We start from the raw sequence: 15,681 nt of genomic DNA on the forward strand, positions 1-15,681 counted from the left end.
GGGCTTTGCCGCGCCCCCGGTCAGGACCTTGTCCGGCCCGCCTATTTTCGGCTGCCTATTTCCGGCTATTCGCCATCAGCCGCACCATCAGCGCATCGAGCCGGGCGGCATCGATCTTGCGCACGACCCGCGCCTTGCGCTCGCCCAGACCCGGCTGATAGCCCTCGCGCCAGCTCAGCATGTCGCCGTAGCCCGCGCCGAACTGCGAGTTGAAGTCGACGTAGAGGTCTTCCGCCTCGCTCACCATGCCGGGATCGAGCAGCACGCCCGCGGCGATCTCGTCCCACATCGGGAAACCCGGCTCCATGCGGGCAATGAACGTGCCGAGTTCGGGCGCGGCGGCCGCGCTCATCGCCTTGACCAGTTCGGGGGTCAGCTGCGTGCCCGTCGAGGGGTCGGCGGGGATCACGGTGATCTTGCGCCAGGGACTGCGCGAGACGATGCTGGCCGCCTCGGGATCGAAGCGGGCGTTGAATTCGCGGCGCGGCGAATTGGCATATTCGCGCGCGAACTGCGCGGCCGAGACGTTGTCGAGCTGCTGCTGCGGATTGAGGCTGCCGCCCATGTAGACCAGTTCCCCCGCCAGCGAGGCAAACGCGGGGTCCAGCCGCTGTGCCAGCGCAAGGTTGGTGAGCGGCCCGCAGGCGACGATGGTGATCTGTCCGGGATACTTGTGGACCATGCGGATCAGGAAATTCGCCGCGATCTCGCTCGAGGCCTTCAGCTTCGCATTGCCCCAGGGCAGGTCCACCGGGTCGTCGGGGCCATGATAGGCAGGCGTCGACTGCCTGGTCGGCTCGACCCACTGCTTCATCCACGCGCCCTTCCACGTCAGCTTGCCGTAGAGCGCCTCCCAGCGCTCGGTCAGCACTTCGGAATTGAGCAAGGGATAGGTCGCGCCCTCGGCCACCGGCACGTCGGGGCGGCGGGCGATCTCCAGCCCGCGCAGGGCCATGGCGGTGGCGCGCTTGGCCCAGGTATTGCCGGAGACGGTGGTGATGCCCACGACATCGACCTTGTCGCTCTCCAGCAGCATCAGGTGCATCAGCGCGAAGCCCTCGTCATCGATGATGACCTTGCGCCTGGGCTCCTGCGCGTGGGCGGCGATGGGCGCGGCCAGCAGGAGCAATGCCGTCAGCGCGGCGCGCAGCAGCCTTGCCATCAGCCGTGCTCCGCCATGAAGGCGTCGAGGCGGGCAAGCTGCGCCGCCACCGCCGCCTGCGGCAGGAACGAGCCGGTGAAACTGTTGCGCGCCAGCCTCGCCAGCGCCGCGCGGTCCAGCCCGCGCGCCTTGGCAACGGCGCGGTAATTGTCCGCCACGTAGCCGCCGAAATAGGCCGGATCGTCGGAATTGATCGTGGCCTTGAGACCATGCGCCAGCATCGCGTCGATCGGGTGATCGGCCAGATCGTCGACCACGCAGAGCTTGTGATTGGACAGCGGGCAGACCGTCAGCGTCATGCCCTCGCGCGCCAGCCGCTCGACCAGCGCGGGGTCTTCGAGCGCGCGGTTGCCGTGATCGATGCGGTCGACCCCCAGCACGTCGAGCGCCTGGTGGACATAGGCGGGCGGGCCTTCCTCGCCGGCATGGGCGGTGATCTTCAGCCCCTTTTCGCGCGCGGCGGCAAAGACGCGGGCGAACTTCTCGGGCGGATGGCCAAGCTCGGAGGAATCGAGCCCGACCGCCGCGATCCGGTCCAGCCAGGGCTCCGCCTCGGCCAGCGTGGCGAAGGCGGCGTCTTCGGACAGATGGCGCAGGAACGAGAGGATCAGGCTGCTGGTGATCCCGTGTTCCGCCTCGGCCGCCGCCATCGCCGCAAGCAGGCCCTCGATCACTTCGGCAAAGGCGACGCCGCGGTCGGTATGGGTCTGCGGATCGAACATGATCTCGGCATGGACCACCCCGTCCGCCGCCGCGCGCGCGAAGTAGGCCGCCGCAAGGTCCTGGAAGTCCTGCCGCGTGAGCAGCACTTGCGCGCCCGCATAGTAAATGTCGAGGAAGTCCTGCAGGTTCGAGAAATCGTAGGCCGCGCGCACCTCTTCGACGCTGGCGAACGGGATCGACACGCCGTTGCGCGCCGCCAGCGCAAACATCAGCTCGGGCTCGAGGCTGCCCTCGATGTGGAGGTGAAGCTCGGCCTTGGGCAGGCCGGCGATAAAGGTGTCGAGGTCGGTCATGTCTTGTCCCTGTTCCAGGCGCAGTCGCCCAGCAGATAAGTGCGCTGCACGGCGCGGTCGTCGCCCAGCACCTGCAACGCGAAGAGCCGCTGCGCAAGGTCCGCGCCCTGCGTGCGGCGCGCCAGCAGCGGCGTAGCCTGTGGATCGAGCACCACAAAATCGGCCTCCTGCCCCACCGCGAGGCTGCCGACGCGGTCCCCTATGTGCAGCAGCGCGGCGCTGCCCGCCGTCGCCAGCCAGAGCGCGCGGAAGGGATCGAGCCGCTCGCCCTTCATCAGCGCCGCCTGATAGGCGATGCCCTGGGTGTGCAGCAGCGAGAACGTCGTCCCCGCGCCGACGTCGGTGCCGAGGCCGAGGCGCAGGCCGTGCCGGTCGGCCTGCCCGAAATCGAAGAAACCCGAGCCGAGGAACAAGTTGGAACTGGGGCATACGGCGATCCCCGCCCCGCTCTCGTGCAGGCGGTGGCAGGCGCGGTCCGAGAGGTGAATGCCATGCGCAAAGACCGAGCGCGCGGTGACGAGGCCGAACCGGTCGTAAGCGTCCAGATAGTCCGCCGCCGCGGTGAAGCGCGCCTCCACTTCGGCGCATTCGCGCCGGTTTTCGGCCAGGTGGGTGTGCATCAGCACATCCGGATGCTCGGCCAGCAGGGCCCCGGCATCGGCCAGCTGGGCATCGGACGAGGTGAGCGCGAAACGCGGCGTCACCGCATAACCCAGCCGCCCGCGCCCCCGCCAGCGGCGGATCAGCGCCTCGCTCTCCGCCCGGCCCGAGGCGGCGGTGTCGCGCAGCCCCTCCGGCCCGATGTCCATCAGGACCTTGCCGGAAATGATGCGCATCCGCCGCTCCAGCGCGGCTTCGAACAGGGCATCGACGGACTGTTCGTGCACGGTCGGGAATACCAGCGCGCTGGTGGTGCCGTTCCGCAGCAGTTCGTCGAGGAAAAAGGCCGCCACGCCCTCGGCATGGGCCCTGCCCGCAAAGGCCTGTTCGGCCGGGAAGATGTGCCGCTCCAGCCAGTCGAGCAGCTGCTCGCCGTGCGCGGCGATGCGGTCGGTCTGCGGGTAGTGGATGTGCGCATCGATGAAGCCCGGCACGATCAGGCCGGGCAGTTCCTCCACCGGCACATCGCCGTAACGCGGCGCAAGATCGGCATAGGCCCCGCGTGCAACAACGATGCCATCCTCGACCACCAGAAGCCCGTCCACCTCATGGCGAACGGCTTCGGGATCGGTACGCGGGTCGTTCGAAACGGACAGGAATTCGCCACGAAAGGCGCGGATCATCAGGTATTCCTCAATTGCAGCAGCTGCGCGATCACGGCGATGGCGATCACGTCGGGTTCCTTGCCCACCACTCCCGGCAGGCCGATCGGCGCGGTAAGGCGGGCAATTGCCTCCTCCCCCACACCATCGGCCCTCAGCCGCGACTTGAAGCGGGCGATCTTGGTGGACGAACCGATCAGCCCGACAAACGCCAGCGGCGGACGCGAGAGCGCGGCCAGCGTCAGGTGATAGTCGAGCGGATGGTCGTGGGTGAGAATGGCGACGGCGGCATCCTCGGGCGCTTCGGCGATGCAGTGGGCGATCGTGTCCTCGGCCATGACGGTAACGCCGTCGATCCGCGCCTGCTCGGGCCGGGTGTCGAACCAGGCGAGCTGCAGCGGCAGGCCCGTCAGGTGCCGCGCGATCGCCTGCCCGACATGGCCCGCGCCGAACAGGTAAAACGGGCGCGGCCGCTCGCCCACCGGCTCGGCGATGCGGGCGCCGATGCCCGGACGCTCGCCGCGCGCGGACTGATGGGTCGCGGTCTCGCGCACGAACACCGCGCGCTGCACCGCGCCTTGCGCCAGCGTCGTCACCAGCATGCGCCCCGGCTCGGCATCGTGCAGCCAGTCCAGCGCGGCGGGATCGAGATGCTCGATCAGCAACCGCACCCGGCCGCCGCAGCACTGGCCGAGCAAGGGGCCGAGCGGATAGTCCTGCACCCGCCAGCTCCCCGGCGGCAGCGCCAGGATCGCGCGCGCCTGCTCGGCGGCGCGGAATTCGAGCTGCCCGCCGCCGATCGTGCCCTGCTGCCCGCCCTGCGTCACCAGCATGCGCGTGCCGCCGCCGCGCGGCGCCGACCCCTCGGTGGCAAGCACCGAGATGAGAGCGCAAGGCTCCTGCGGCAGCCTGCGCAGCCAACCGGTCCACTGCGTCATCGCGCGGCCAGCTCCCGGATCGCGGCCAGCACCCGCTCGGGCGTTGCCGGGGCGCCAAGCTCGGGCATCGCCCGCTTGCCCGGCGCGGTGGCGGCAACCGCGCGGTTGAGGGCCGAGAACACCGAGATCGCCAGCATGAACGGCGGCTCGCCCACCGCCTTGGAGCGGTTGATCGTCGGCTCCACGTTCTCGCCGTCCCACAGGCTGACGGTGAAATGGCGCGCGCGGTCGGACGCGGTCGGGATCTTGTAGGTCGCCGGGCTATGGGTGAGCAGGCGGCCCTTGCCGTCGAACACCAGGTCCTCGGTGGTCAGCCAGCCCTGCCCCTGCAGGAAACCGCCCTCGATCTGCCCCTTGTCGACCGCCGCGTTGAGCGAGCGGCCGACGTCGTGCAGGATGTCCACCGCCAGCACCTTGTGCTCGCCGGTCAGGCTGTCGATGGCGACTTCGGACACCGCCGCGCCGTAGGCGAAGTAGTAGAACGGCCGCCCCCGGTGCGCGGCGCGGTCGTATGCGATGCCGGGCGTGGCGTAGAAGCCGGTGGAGGAAAGCGAGACGCGGCCCATGTGCGCCTTGCGGGCGACTTCGGCGAACGTCAGCCGTTCCTCGCCCGCCAGCACGCCTTCGCTGGAAAACACCACCTCGTGCGCGGCGCAGCCGTGGATGCGGGCAAGGAATGCGGTCAGCCGGTCGCGGATGGTCCTGGCCGCGTTGTAGGCCGCCATGCCGTTGAGATCGGAGCCGGAACTGGCCGCCGTGGCCGAAGTATTGGGCACCTTGTCGGTCCGCGTCGAGGTGATGCGCACCTGGGCAAGCGGCACCGCGAACACGTCCGCCACCACTTGCGCGACCTTGACGTAGAGCCCCTGCCCCATCTCGGTGCCGCCGTGGTTCACCTGGATCGAGCCGTCGGCATAGACGTGCACCAGCGCGCCGGCCTGGTTGAGATGGGTGGTGGTGAAGCTGATGCCGAACTTCACCGGGGTCAGGGCAATGCCCTTCTTGATTACCGGGCTGGCGGCGTTGAAGGCGTCGACGGCGCGCGCGCGGGCGTCGTAATCCGCATCGCGGCGCAACTGCGCGATCAGCTCCGGCGCGATGTTGTCGGCCACGGTCATGCCGTAAGGCGTCACCGCGCGCCCCGGGCCGTAGAGGTTGGCGCAGCGCACATCGAGCGGGTCCAACCCCAGCGCCAGCGCGACGTGATCGATGATCCGCTCGATCGCCAGCATGCCCTGCGGCCCGCCGAAGCCTCGAAACGCGGTGGCCGAGACGGTGTTGGTCTTCAGCCGCTCCGAGACGATCTCGACATCGGGCAGGAAATAGCAATTGTCGGCATGGAACATCGCGCGGTCGTTGATCGCGGGCGAGAGGTCCTCGCTCGCCCCGCAGCGCGAGGCGAGGTGGAGCGAGAGCGCGAGGATCTGCCCGGCATCGTCGAAACCGGCCTCATAGGCGACCTCGAACTCGTGGCGCTTGCCGGTCAGCACCATGTCGTCGTCACGGTCGGCGCGGAACTTGGCGGCGCGGCCGGTCTTCACCGCCACCAGCGCGGCGGCGGCGGCAAAGCTGGTGGCCTGGGTTTCCTTGCCGCCGAAGCCGCCGCCCATGCGCCGCACCTCCACCGTGACATCGGCGGACGAGCCCCCCAGCAGATGCGCGACAAGGTGCTGCACTTCGCTCGGATGCTGGGTGGAGCACAGCACATGGACCTGCCCGTCCTCGCCCGGCGTCGCCACCGAGACATGGCCTTCGAGATAGAAATGGTCCTGCCCGCCCATCGCGAACCGGCCCGCGATGCGGTGCGGCGCGGCCTCGAGCGCGGCGCCGGCATCGCCGCGCGCCATGCGCTGGGTCGCCTCGATCCGGCTACCCGCCGCGCGCGCCTCGGCGATGGTGACGACGGCGGGCTGGGTCTCGTAGACCACCTTGCCGAGCCGCGCGGCCTTGCGGGCCGCGCGCTGGCTGGTCGCCGCGACGAGGAACAGCGGCTGGCCCGGGAACAGGACTTCGCCGTCCGCCAGCAGGCCCTCGTCATGGCGGACCGGGCCGACGTTGTTGTCGCCGGGAATATCGGCGGCGGTATAGACGGCAACAACGCCCTCCGCCGCGCGCACGGCGGAAAGGTCCATCGCGGCGATCCGCGCGCGCGTCTCGCCCGCCTGCCCGAAGGCAAGGTGGAGCATGTCCGCAGGCTCGGGCGCATCGTCGGCATAGCGGGCCTGGCCGGTGACGTGGAGGTGCGCGGAATCGTGGGGGTTTTCGGGCCGTGCCCGGGCCTGCCAGGCAGGATCGCGCTCAGCCATGGCCGGCCTCCAGATCGAGCACCGACACGCAAGTGCCCTGCTCGCGCAGCCACAGCCGCCGGAACAGGTTGGCAGCGGCATCCAGCCGGTAGGCGGCGGAACCGCGCACGTCGCTGAGCGGGGTGAAATCGCCGCGCAGCGCCTCGGCGGCGGCGTCCAGCGTGGCCTCGCTGAACGGCTGCCCGACCAGCGCCGCCTCGCAGGCCCCGGCGCGGCGAGGTGTTGCCGCCATGCCGCCAAAGGCCACGCGCGCCGCGGTTATCCGGCCGCCGGTCACCGTCAAATGGATCGCCCCGCAGACCGCCGAAATGTCGCTGTCGAACCGGCGCGAGAGCTTGGCGATATGGATCACCGCGTCCGGGCCGGGGCGCGCAATACGCACGGATTCGACAAACTCGCCCGCGCGGCGGTCCTGCTTGCCGTACTCCAGGAAATAGGCCTCGAGCGGGATCGTCCGCCGCCCCGCCAGCGAGCGCAGGGTCAGCTCGGCGCCCAGCGCGATCAGCGCCGGCGGACCGTCGCCGATGGGCGAGCCATTGGCGATATTGCCGCCCACGGTCCCGGCGCTGCGCACCTGAAGCCCGCCGATCCGGCGCACCAGTTCGCCCAGATCGGGATGCAGCCGGGCCATCGCCGCATGCGCCTCGGCATAACGCACGGTAGCGCCCAGCGTCAGCGCCTCGGCGCTCTCCGCGATCATGCCGAGGTCCGCCACGTCGCCGAGGAAAATCACCTCGCCAAGATCGCGCAGCCCCTTGGTGACCCAGAGGCCGACATCGGTTGCCCCGGCCACCAGCCGCGCTTCTGGATGATCGGCCAGCAAGCGCGCGAGTTCGTCGCTGCTGCGCGGCGCGAACCATTTGCGCCCGCGCCATTCGCCGCTGGCGCCCTCCCCCGCGATGTCATGCAGACGCGCAGCCAGTTCGCGTTCGTCCGCAGCCGCCGTCTTGATCGTCTCGATCATCTCACCTGCCGCGAGGATCGGGCCATAGCCGGTGCAGCGGCACAGATTGCCCGCCAGCACGTCGGCCACCGGCAGCTCGCAGCCCAGCGCGCCGCTCGCCTTGCCGTGCAGCGACATGACAAAACCCGGCGTGCAGAACCCGCATTGCGACGACCCGTTGGCCGCCATGCAGGCCTGTACCGGGTCCAGCGTGCCGCCGCGCGACAGGCTCTCCACGGTCTTCAATGCCTTGCCGTGGAGCATCGGCAGGAACTGGATGCAGGCGTTGACCGCGCGCCAGAGCACGGTGTCCGCCCGCGCCTCGCCGACCAGCACGGTGCAGGCCCCGCAGTCGCCCTCGGCGCAGCCTTCCTTGGTGCCGGTGCGGCGCAGGCGGTAGCGCAAGTGGTCGAGCAGGGTGGCGGCGGGGTCGACCTCGCCGAGTTCCACCACCTCCCCGTCGAGAAGGAAGCGCACCGCCATGTCAGCTGCCCCGGTAGGTCGAATAGCCGAAGGGCGAGACCAGCAGCGGCACGTGATAATGGCCGCCCGCATCAGCAATACCGAAATGGACCGGCACCCGGTCGATGAACGGCGGCTGCGGCAGTTCGGTGCCCTTTTCCCGGAAGTAGTCGGCCACGGCAAAGGTCAGGGCATAAGTCCCCGGCGCGAGCGCGGGAAGGCCGGGGCAGCGACCATCGGCATTGGTGGTGCCGGTGAACAGCACCGTGCCGGCAGCGTCGGCCAGTTCGAGCGCCACGCCCGCGGCCGGGCAGCCGTGGGCGGTGTCGAGGACGTGGGTGGACAGGGTTGAAAGCGTGCTCATGCGGCACCCGTCCTGGGCCAGGCGCCGAGGAACTCGTGCTCGTCGTAAGCCATGAAATCGCGAACCAGTTCGTCGCGGTCGTCGAGGAAAAGCTGGTCGGCCACGCCACGCAGCAGGCGCGGCAGGGCATTGTGCAGCCCCGACAGCGCCGAGGCCGAAAGCCCCAGGCTCACCAAGGCCGAATAGTTGAACGCAAACAGCCCGTGCAGCGGTGCGCCGTCGGCGCCGGGCCGCGGCAGGAACTCGAACGCCTCGCCGAGATAGGGATGCGCATCGATCAGCATGTTGCGCGGACCGGCGGGCGTCACCCGCTCGCCCCAGCGCAGGATCGAGTCCGCGACCGCGCCCAGTTCGGGACGCAGGCCGGGATCGCTGACGAGGCCGGTGGAGATCACCACGAAGTCGAACTCGTGGAACCCCTGCGGCGAGGTCACCCTGACCCGCCCTTCGTGCTCGGCCACGTCGAGCCAGGGCGCGCCGAGGTGCAGGTGGAAACCCGGCCATGCCGCCGCACGCTCGAACGTGTCGTTGGTCGGCGGCTGGTTGTGGCCGAGGAAACAGTCCATCGCCGCATATTTGGTGACGTCGTCGAGCGCGGGGTAACGCGCGGTAAAGCCCACCCGCTCCATGAAACGGATCGGGTTGACGCGCGGCAGCTGCTTGCGGCGGATGAAGACTTCGGCCGCCGCGACGCCCTGCGACAGCGCGTGCTGGGCATTGTCGAAGGCCGAGGCACCGCCGCCGAGGATGCCGATGCGCTTGCCGTGGAGCGCACCGAAGTCGATCGGCTCGCTGGTATGGGCCCAGAGCGCCTTGGGCAGGTTGTCGCGCACCATCGCGGGCGTGTGCCACTCGCCGCCGCCCTGGATGCCGGTGGCGAGCACCACCTTGCGGGCATGTTCCACCAAGCCGCCGGCGAAGTGCAGACGGTGCAGGCCCTGCTGCGGCAGCGGTTCGATCCGCGTGAGCTTCGCGCCGTTCTCGACCGGCAGGTCCAGCACCGCGCGATACCAGCGCAGATAGTCCATCCAGTCGCCGCGCGCGATCTTGTCCACCGCCTCCCAACCGGCAGCGCCGTGCTGCGCCTCCCACCAGGCGCGGTAGGTGAGCGAGGGAATGCCGAAATCGATGGGATTGAGATGCTTGGGCGTGCGCAGCGTCACCATGCGCGCATAAGTCTCCCAGGGGCCTTCGAACCCGGCCGCGTTCTCGTCGAAGACCATGACGTTCGCCACGCCCTCGCGGCGCAGGCCGAAGGCGGTGGAAAGCCCGCACTGGCCGCCGCCGATCACGGCCACGTCGAGCACGCGCTCGCCTTGATACTCACGCGGGCGCACCCATTCCGGGCGGACAAAACCGATCAGATCGAGCTCGCGCGCAAGCTGCGCCTCGAGCGCGGGCAGGCCAATGGCGCCGGTGGAAGTCATGCCATGTCCTCAAGCCGCAGGCGAACGATCTCGCCGATCTGCTCCAGCGCCGTGGCCACTTCCGCATCGCGCCCGTTTTCGAGCCGACGTTCCATGGCCATGAGAATACCCGCCTTGTCGGTCAGGCGCACGCAGATGATGAAGGGGAAGCCGAAACGGTCGCGATAGGCCGCGTTCAGCGCGTGGAAGCGTTCGTATTCGTGAGGCGTCAGCCGGTCGAGCCCGGCGCTGGCCTGCTCGGCGGCGCTGGCCTCGGTCAGCGTCCGGTCGATCGCCGCCTTGCCGGCGAGTTCCGGGTGCGCGCGGATCAGCGCCAGCTGCTCCTCGCCGCTTGCCTCGTGCAGCACCGCCAGCAGGTCGGCGAGCCGGTCCCCCGAGGAGGGCCGCGCATCGGCGCGTTCCTCAACCCAGGGGCTATGCTCGAAGAGCGCCGTCATTAATGGGTGTTCCCTTCAAGGCTGACGTGGGCGGAGACCACCTTCCAGCCATCGGCGAACTTGACCCAGCTCTGCGTCTGGCGGCCGCGCCGCTCGCTGTTCTCGCGGAAGAACTCGGCATCGGCGGTGGCGAAGCGGTCGCCGTAGACGGTGATCGCGACGCGGCCGAGCTTGCGCTGCGGGGAACCGCCGCGGCCCTTGCGGAATTCGCGGATCTCCTCGATGCCGTAAAGCACTTCGCCCACGCCGTAGCGGTTGGTGGTCGGCGCATCGTGGAACAGCGCGTCCATCGCCGGAATATCGTCCTCCATCAACGCGCGCTCGTATTCCTGAAAGGCTGCGGTCACTTCGGCGAGAAGGTCGGGATCGTCGATAGTCATGCGGGGTGGACCTCCATCCAGTGGCGGGCGATGTCGATGCGGCGGGCGATCCAGGCGTCACCACGGGCGGTGACGTGGTCGAGGAAACGGGCAAGCGCGCGGGCGCGGCCGGGCTTGCCGGCGATGCGGCCATGGAGGCCCACGCTCATCATCCGCCCGCCTTCCTCGCAAAGCTGGTCGAACGTATCGCGCATGTGGCGAAAGAACTGCTCGCCCTCGGTAAAGCCGTTGAGCGCGACGATCTTCATGTCGTTGACGTCGAGCGTATAGGGCACGATCAGCTGCGGTCTTCCGTGGCGGCGGTCCCAGTAGGGCAGGTCGTCGGCGTAGCTGTCGGCATCGTAGAGGAAGCCGCCCTCCTCGGCGACCAGCCGCGCCGTATTGGGCGAGGTGCGCCCCTGATACCAGCCGAGCGGGCGGCTGCCGGTGAGGCTTTCGTGGAGCGCGATGGCCTCGGCGATATGGGCGCGTTCGACCTCCTCGGAAACGTACTGGTAGTCGATCCAGCGCAGCCCGTGGCTGGCGATCTCCCAGTCGGCCTCCCGCATGGCGGCGACCGCTTCGGGGTTCATTGCCATGGCCTTGGCCACGCCGAACACCGTCACCGGCAGGCCCCGCTCGGTAAAGATCCGGTGGAGCCGCCAGAACCCGGCGCGGCTGCCGTATTCGTAGAGGCTTTCCATCGCCATCGCCCGATCGGCATGGCTGGCGGCGCCGACCATCTCGCTGAGGAAGGCCTCGGAGCGCTCGTCGCCGTTGAGGACGGAGTTTTCGGCGCCTTCCTCATAGTTGATGACGAACTGCACTGCCACGCGCGCCCCGTTCGGCCACTGCGGATCGGGCGGGGTGCGGCCATAACCGACAAGATCGCGGGTCATTCGCCCCAGGCCTCCAGCGCCGCCGGGACCGCATCGCCGAGCGGCAGCGCGAAACCCTCCATCCGCAGGCACGCTTCCAGCGCCGCCAGCGTCAGCAGCACCTTGTGCTTCATGGCGTTGTAGCCCATCGCGCCGATCCGCCAGATCCGCCCCTGGAGCGGGCCGAAGGCGGTGCCGATCTCGATCTCGAACTGCTCGCGCATGGCCTTGCGCACCGCCTCGCCGTCGACGCCCCCCGGGATGAAGACGCCGGTCACGTTGGTCATCCGGTGGGCATCGTCGCCAAAGACCGTGAGGCCCATGGCGCGCAGGCCCGCCGCCATCGCCCGGCCCGCGGCGGCATGGCGGGCGTAACGCGCCTCCAGCCCTTCGCCCAGCGCGATCCGCGCGCATTCGCGCGCGGCGTAGAGCATCGAGGTCGCCTCGGTATGGTGGTTGAGGCGCTTGTCCGACCAGTAGTCCATGACCATCGCGAGGTCGAAATAGTTGGAGCGGATGCGCGGCCCCTGCCCGTCGACGATGTCGTCGCGGCGGATGCCCTGCTCGACATGGCGGCGGCGGCCGATGTGCTCGGCCGCCTGGTCCGAGATGGTGATCGGCGCCGAGCCGGACGGCCCGCCGAGGCACTTCTGCAAGCCGCCGGTGACGACGTCGACGCCCCAGCGATCCGCCGCCAGTTCCATGCCGCCGATCGTCGCGGTGGCATCGACATAGCTGAGCGCGCCGGCCTCACGGCAAAGCTCTCCGAAGCCGTCGAGCGGCTGCGCCATGGTGGTGGAGGTATCGCCATGGATGGTGGCGACGATCTTGGGGTGGCAGCGGGCAATCGCCTCGGCCACGCGTTCCAGCGGCACGACCTCGCCCCAGGGTGCGTCGACCGTCTCGATCACCGCGCCGATGCGGGTGAGGATCTCGGTCAGCAGCAGGCCGAAGCGGCCGAAGTTGACCACCAGCACGACGTCGCCCGGCGCCACCATCGAGACCAGCGCCGCCTCGATGCCCGCGCGCGCGGTGCCGTCGACCAGCATGGTCCACTGGTTCCGCGTGCCGAAGATCGGGCGGTAGAGCGCCATGACCTGATTCATGTAGCCGGTCATTTCCGGGTCGAACTGGCCCAGCAGGTCCGCGCTCATCGCCCGCAGCACGCGGGGGTGCGCATTGATCGGGCCGGGGCCCATGAGCAGGCGCTGGGGCGGGTCGATCTCGCCGAACAGCAGCGGATCAAGGTCGGTCGGCACGGCGGTCTCCCAGTTTGTCGATAAAGCCCAGCATGACCCGCAGCGCCGCCTCGGCATCGGCGGGTTCGACATGCTCGGCGGGGTTGTGGCTGACGCCGTCCCGGCAGCGGATGAACAGCATCGCGGTGGGGCAGAGCGCGGCCATCACCATGGCATCGTGCCCGGCGCCCGAGACGAGACGGCGCAGCGGCTGACCGGCCCCGGCCATGGCGGCGTCCATCAGGTCCATCAGCGCCGCGTCGCAAGGGCTGGCGGGCAAGTCGTGGACCAGCGCCAGATCGAGCACGAGGCCGCGCCTCGAGGCGACCTGCTCCAGCCGCGCGAGGATGGCCTGCGCCGCACGGTCGCGCCGCCCCGCATCGCCCGAGCGCACGTCGATGGTGAAGCGCACCTCGCCGGGGATCACGTTGGCGGCGCCTGGCAGGACCTCCAGCTTGCCGACGGTGGCGACGAGGGCCGAGCCGTCCTCGCGGGCGATCTCCTCGATGGCGAGCACCATTTCGGCGCTCCCCGCCAGCGCATCGCGGCGCAGCGGCATCGAGCTTGTGCCCGCGTGCCCGGCCATGCCGCGCACCGTGGCGGCATAGCGCAATTGCGCGGCGATGCCGGTGACGGTGCCGAGCGCGAGGCCTTCCGCCTCCAGCACCGGGCCCTGCTCGATATGGGCCTCGAGATAGGCGACGATGTCTTCCGGCGCGCGGCGGGCGCTGCGGTAGGCCTGCACCGAGAGGCGGTCGGTCGGCGTATTGGCCGTCACCACGTCGTAGTCGGTCCTGAACGAGGCCAGCGCCACGTCCAGCGAGACCCCTTGCGCATCGGCGATCCGGTCAAGATCGGCATCGAGCGTTCCGGCCACCGCGCGGCTGGTCAGCATGGCGGCGGGAAACCGCGAGCCTTCCTCGTCCCCGAACCCGTAGACCTCGATGGCAAACGGCAGGCGGCGGCCCTGCTCGTGCAGCGCGGCAACGCATTCGATGCCAAGCATGACGCCGAGCGGGCCATCGTAGCAGCCGCCGTCGCGCACCGAATCGAGGTGGCTGCCGATCACCAGCGCCGGTGCGCCGGGCACGGTGCCTTCGTAGCGGCCCCGCAGATTGGCGGCAGGATCAAGGTCGACCCGCATGCCCGCCTCGACCATCCAGGCCCCGACCAGATCGACGGCGGCGTGGTAGGCGGGGCTGAGATAACCGCGATAGAGCCCCTGTTCGGTCTCGCTGTAAGGCCCGGCGCCCAGCACCTGGCAGCGGGTGACGGCGCGCAGGCCGCTGGCCTCTACCATGCCGCGACGCCGCCATCGCTGCGCGGGTCGGTGGCACCCTCGAACGAACCGTCGGGCAGACGCACCAAGGCGCCGGCATGGCCCATCATCGCCGTCAGCGCTCCCACCCGCTCGACATCGTGCCCGGCGTCTGCCAGCGCCGCGTAGAGGGCCTCGTCGAACCCGTCCTCCAGCTTGAGCGAGGTGGTAACCTCGCCCCAGGTCCGCCCGAGCAGCCAGCGCGGCGCCGAGATCGCCTCCTGCAGGTCCACGCCGAAGCGCGCATAGCGGCTGAACAGCGCCGCCTGCGTCTGCGGCTGCCCCTCGCCGCCCATGGTGCCATAGGCCATGACCCGGCCGTCCTCGAACACCGCCAGCGCCGGATTGAGCGTGTGGAACGGCTTTCGCCCCGGTTTCAGCGCGTTCCAGCCCGTCTCGGCGAGGCGGAACGAGCTGCCCCGGTTCTGCCAGACGATCCCGGTCTGCGGCAGCACGAGGCCTGAGCCGAACTCGAAATAGGTCGACTGGATCGAGGAGACCACGCGCCCCTCCCCGTCCGCCGCGCCGAACCAGCAGGTATCGCCCCACTGCGGCGGCTGCGGCCAGGCCAGCGCCTTGGCCGGATCGATCCGCGCCGCCAGTTCATCGAGCGCTGCCGCATCGTCGAGCAGGCCCTGAAAATCGTAGTCCGTATAAGCCGGATCGCCGACATGCCCATCGCGCAGCAGGAAGGCCTGCTTGGTCGCCTCCACCAGCGCGTGGACATGCGCAAAGCTGTCCGGCGTATCGGCAGAGAGCCGGTCGAACAGCGCCAGGATCACCAGCGAGGCAAAGCCCTGCGTCGGCGGCGCGCTGTTGTAGAGCCTTGCGCCCCGGATCGGCACCGAAAGCGGCTCTGGCCGCGTGGCCCGGTGCGCGGCGAGATCCGCCGCCGACACCGGGCTGCCGAGCGCGGCAAGGTCCTCTGCGATCAGGGCCGCAAGCTCGCCGCGATAGAAACTGTCGAGCCCGTCGCTTGCCAGCTTGCGCAAGGTCGCGGCCAGCGCCGGATTGCGCAGCACATCGCCCTCGGCGAGCGGGCGCCCTTCCGGTTCGAACACCGCAGCATAAGCCCCCGGCGCGGCGCGCAGTTCGCCGCCCTTGGCCAAAGCGATGGCCGCGCCGCCTGCGGTGACGGGAACGCCTTCCTCCGCAAACCGGATCGCATCGCGCAGCAGCCGTGCGAGCGGCAACGTGCCGCATGCGCTCTCCAGCGCCGCCGCCCAGCCCGAGATCGTGCCCGCCACGGTATTGGCCGCCAGCGGCCCGCGCGTCGGCACCGCGTCCAGCCCGGCGTAGAGCGACAGGTCCGCGCTGGCCGCCGCGCCGCCGCAGCCGTGGACCGAATGGACCCGTTCGCCACCCTCTTTGGCCGGCTCCCGGATCACCCAGAAGCCATCACCGCCGATCGCGGTCATGTGCGGATAGACCACCGCCAGCGTCGCGGCGACGGCAACGGTCGCCTCCACGGCGTTGCCGCCGTCCATCAGCACCGAGCGCCCGGCCTCGGCGGCAAGGTGGTGCGGGGCGGTGACGATGCCGTTACGGCCGGTGACGGTGGTGAGGGTCAT

At 69.9% G+C, this 15,681-nt stretch carries 14 protein-coding genes; all 14 read right to left on the reverse strand.

The window, feature by feature from the left end:
• Positions 1–55: 55 nt before the first annotated feature.
• Genes DM450_RS12650 through DM450_RS12715 form a run of 14 tightly spaced genes read right to left on the reverse strand, consistent with a single transcriptional unit; the run spans position 56 to position 15,681 of the window.
• A complete protein-coding gene (locus DM450_RS12650; RefSeq protein WP_142635305.1) occupies positions 56–1,162 on the reverse strand; it encodes a nucleoside hydrolase in 1,107 nt (368 codons plus the stop codon).
• On the reverse strand, positions 1,162–2,178 hold the full coding sequence (locus DM450_RS12655; protein ID WP_142635307.1) for an adenosine deaminase: 1,017 nt from the start codon (positions 2,176–2,178) through the stop codon (positions 1,162–1,164). The genes DM450_RS12650 and DM450_RS12655 overlap by 1 nt, the downstream gene beginning before the upstream one ends.
• Complete coding sequence (gene guaD, locus DM450_RS12660; RefSeq protein WP_185928604.1) at positions 2,175–3,461, reverse strand: guanine deaminase; 1,287 nt, start codon at positions 3,459–3,461, stop codon at positions 2,175–2,177. The genes DM450_RS12655 and guaD overlap by 4 nt, the downstream gene beginning before the upstream one ends.
• On the reverse strand, positions 3,461–4,378 hold the full coding sequence (xdhC, locus tag DM450_RS12665) for a xanthine dehydrogenase accessory protein XdhC (RefSeq protein WP_142635309.1): 918 nt from the start codon (positions 4,376–4,378) through the stop codon (positions 3,461–3,463). The genes guaD and xdhC overlap by 1 nt, the downstream gene beginning before the upstream one ends.
• A complete protein-coding gene (gene xdhB, locus DM450_RS12670; RefSeq protein ID WP_142635311.1) occupies positions 4,375–6,684 on the reverse strand; it encodes a xanthine dehydrogenase molybdopterin binding subunit in 2,310 nt (769 codons plus the stop codon). The genes xdhC and xdhB overlap by 4 nt, the downstream gene beginning before the upstream one ends.
• Positions 6,677–8,110 (reverse strand): xanthine dehydrogenase small subunit, encoded by a 1,434-nt coding sequence (xdhA, locus tag DM450_RS12675; protein WP_142635313.1) that lies wholly within the window; start codon positions 8,108–8,110, stop codon positions 6,677–6,679. Before xdhA ends, xdhB begins: the two co-directional genes overlap by 8 nt.
• A gap of 1 nt (position 8,111) precedes the next feature.
• Positions 8,112–8,453 carry a hydroxyisourate hydrolase gene (gene uraH / locus DM450_RS12680; RefSeq protein ID WP_142635315.1) on the reverse strand — a complete coding sequence of 114 codons (342 nt, stop codon included), beginning with the start codon at positions 8,451–8,453 and terminating at the stop codon, positions 8,112–8,114.
• A complete protein-coding gene (locus DM450_RS12685; RefSeq protein ID WP_142635317.1) occupies positions 8,450–9,880 on the reverse strand; it encodes an FAD-dependent oxidoreductase in 1,431 nt (476 codons plus the stop codon). The genes uraH and DM450_RS12685 overlap by 4 nt, the downstream gene beginning before the upstream one ends.
• Positions 9,877–10,317: a 2-oxo-4-hydroxy-4-carboxy-5-ureidoimidazoline decarboxylase gene (gene uraD / locus DM450_RS12690; protein WP_142635319.1), complete on the reverse strand. Its 441-nt coding sequence runs from the start codon at positions 10,315–10,317 to the stop codon at positions 9,877–9,879. The genes DM450_RS12685 and uraD overlap by 4 nt, the downstream gene beginning before the upstream one ends.
• On the reverse strand, positions 10,317–10,697 hold the full coding sequence (gene hpxZ / locus DM450_RS12695; RefSeq protein ID WP_142635321.1) for an oxalurate catabolism protein HpxZ: 381 nt from the start codon (positions 10,695–10,697) through the stop codon (positions 10,317–10,319). Before hpxZ ends, uraD begins: the two co-directional genes overlap by 1 nt.
• Complete coding sequence (gene puuE, locus DM450_RS12700) at positions 10,694–11,575, reverse strand: allantoinase PuuE (RefSeq protein ID WP_142635323.1); 882 nt, start codon at positions 11,573–11,575, stop codon at positions 10,694–10,696. The genes hpxZ and puuE overlap by 4 nt, the downstream gene beginning before the upstream one ends.
• A complete protein-coding gene (locus DM450_RS12705) occupies positions 11,572–12,753 on the reverse strand; it encodes a pyridoxal-phosphate-dependent aminotransferase family protein (protein ID WP_185928774.1) in 1,182 nt (393 codons plus the stop codon). The genes puuE and DM450_RS12705 overlap by 4 nt, the downstream gene beginning before the upstream one ends.
• Before the next feature lie 43 nt (positions 12,754–12,796).
• Positions 12,797–14,092, reverse strand: a complete 1,296-nt coding sequence (locus tag DM450_RS12710) for an allantoate amidohydrolase (protein WP_142635327.1) — start codon at positions 14,090–14,092, stop codon at positions 12,797–12,799.
• Entirely contained in the window at positions 14,086–15,681 is a 1,596-nt protein-coding gene (locus DM450_RS12715) for a gamma-glutamyltransferase family protein (protein ID WP_142635329.1), read from the reverse strand. The genes DM450_RS12710 and DM450_RS12715 overlap by 7 nt, the downstream gene beginning before the upstream one ends.

Origin of the sequence: Sphingomonas sp. IC081 (assembly GCF_006874585.1) — a bacterium.
Taxonomy (GTDB): Bacteria; Pseudomonadota; Alphaproteobacteria; order Sphingomonadales; family Sphingomonadaceae; genus Novosphingobium.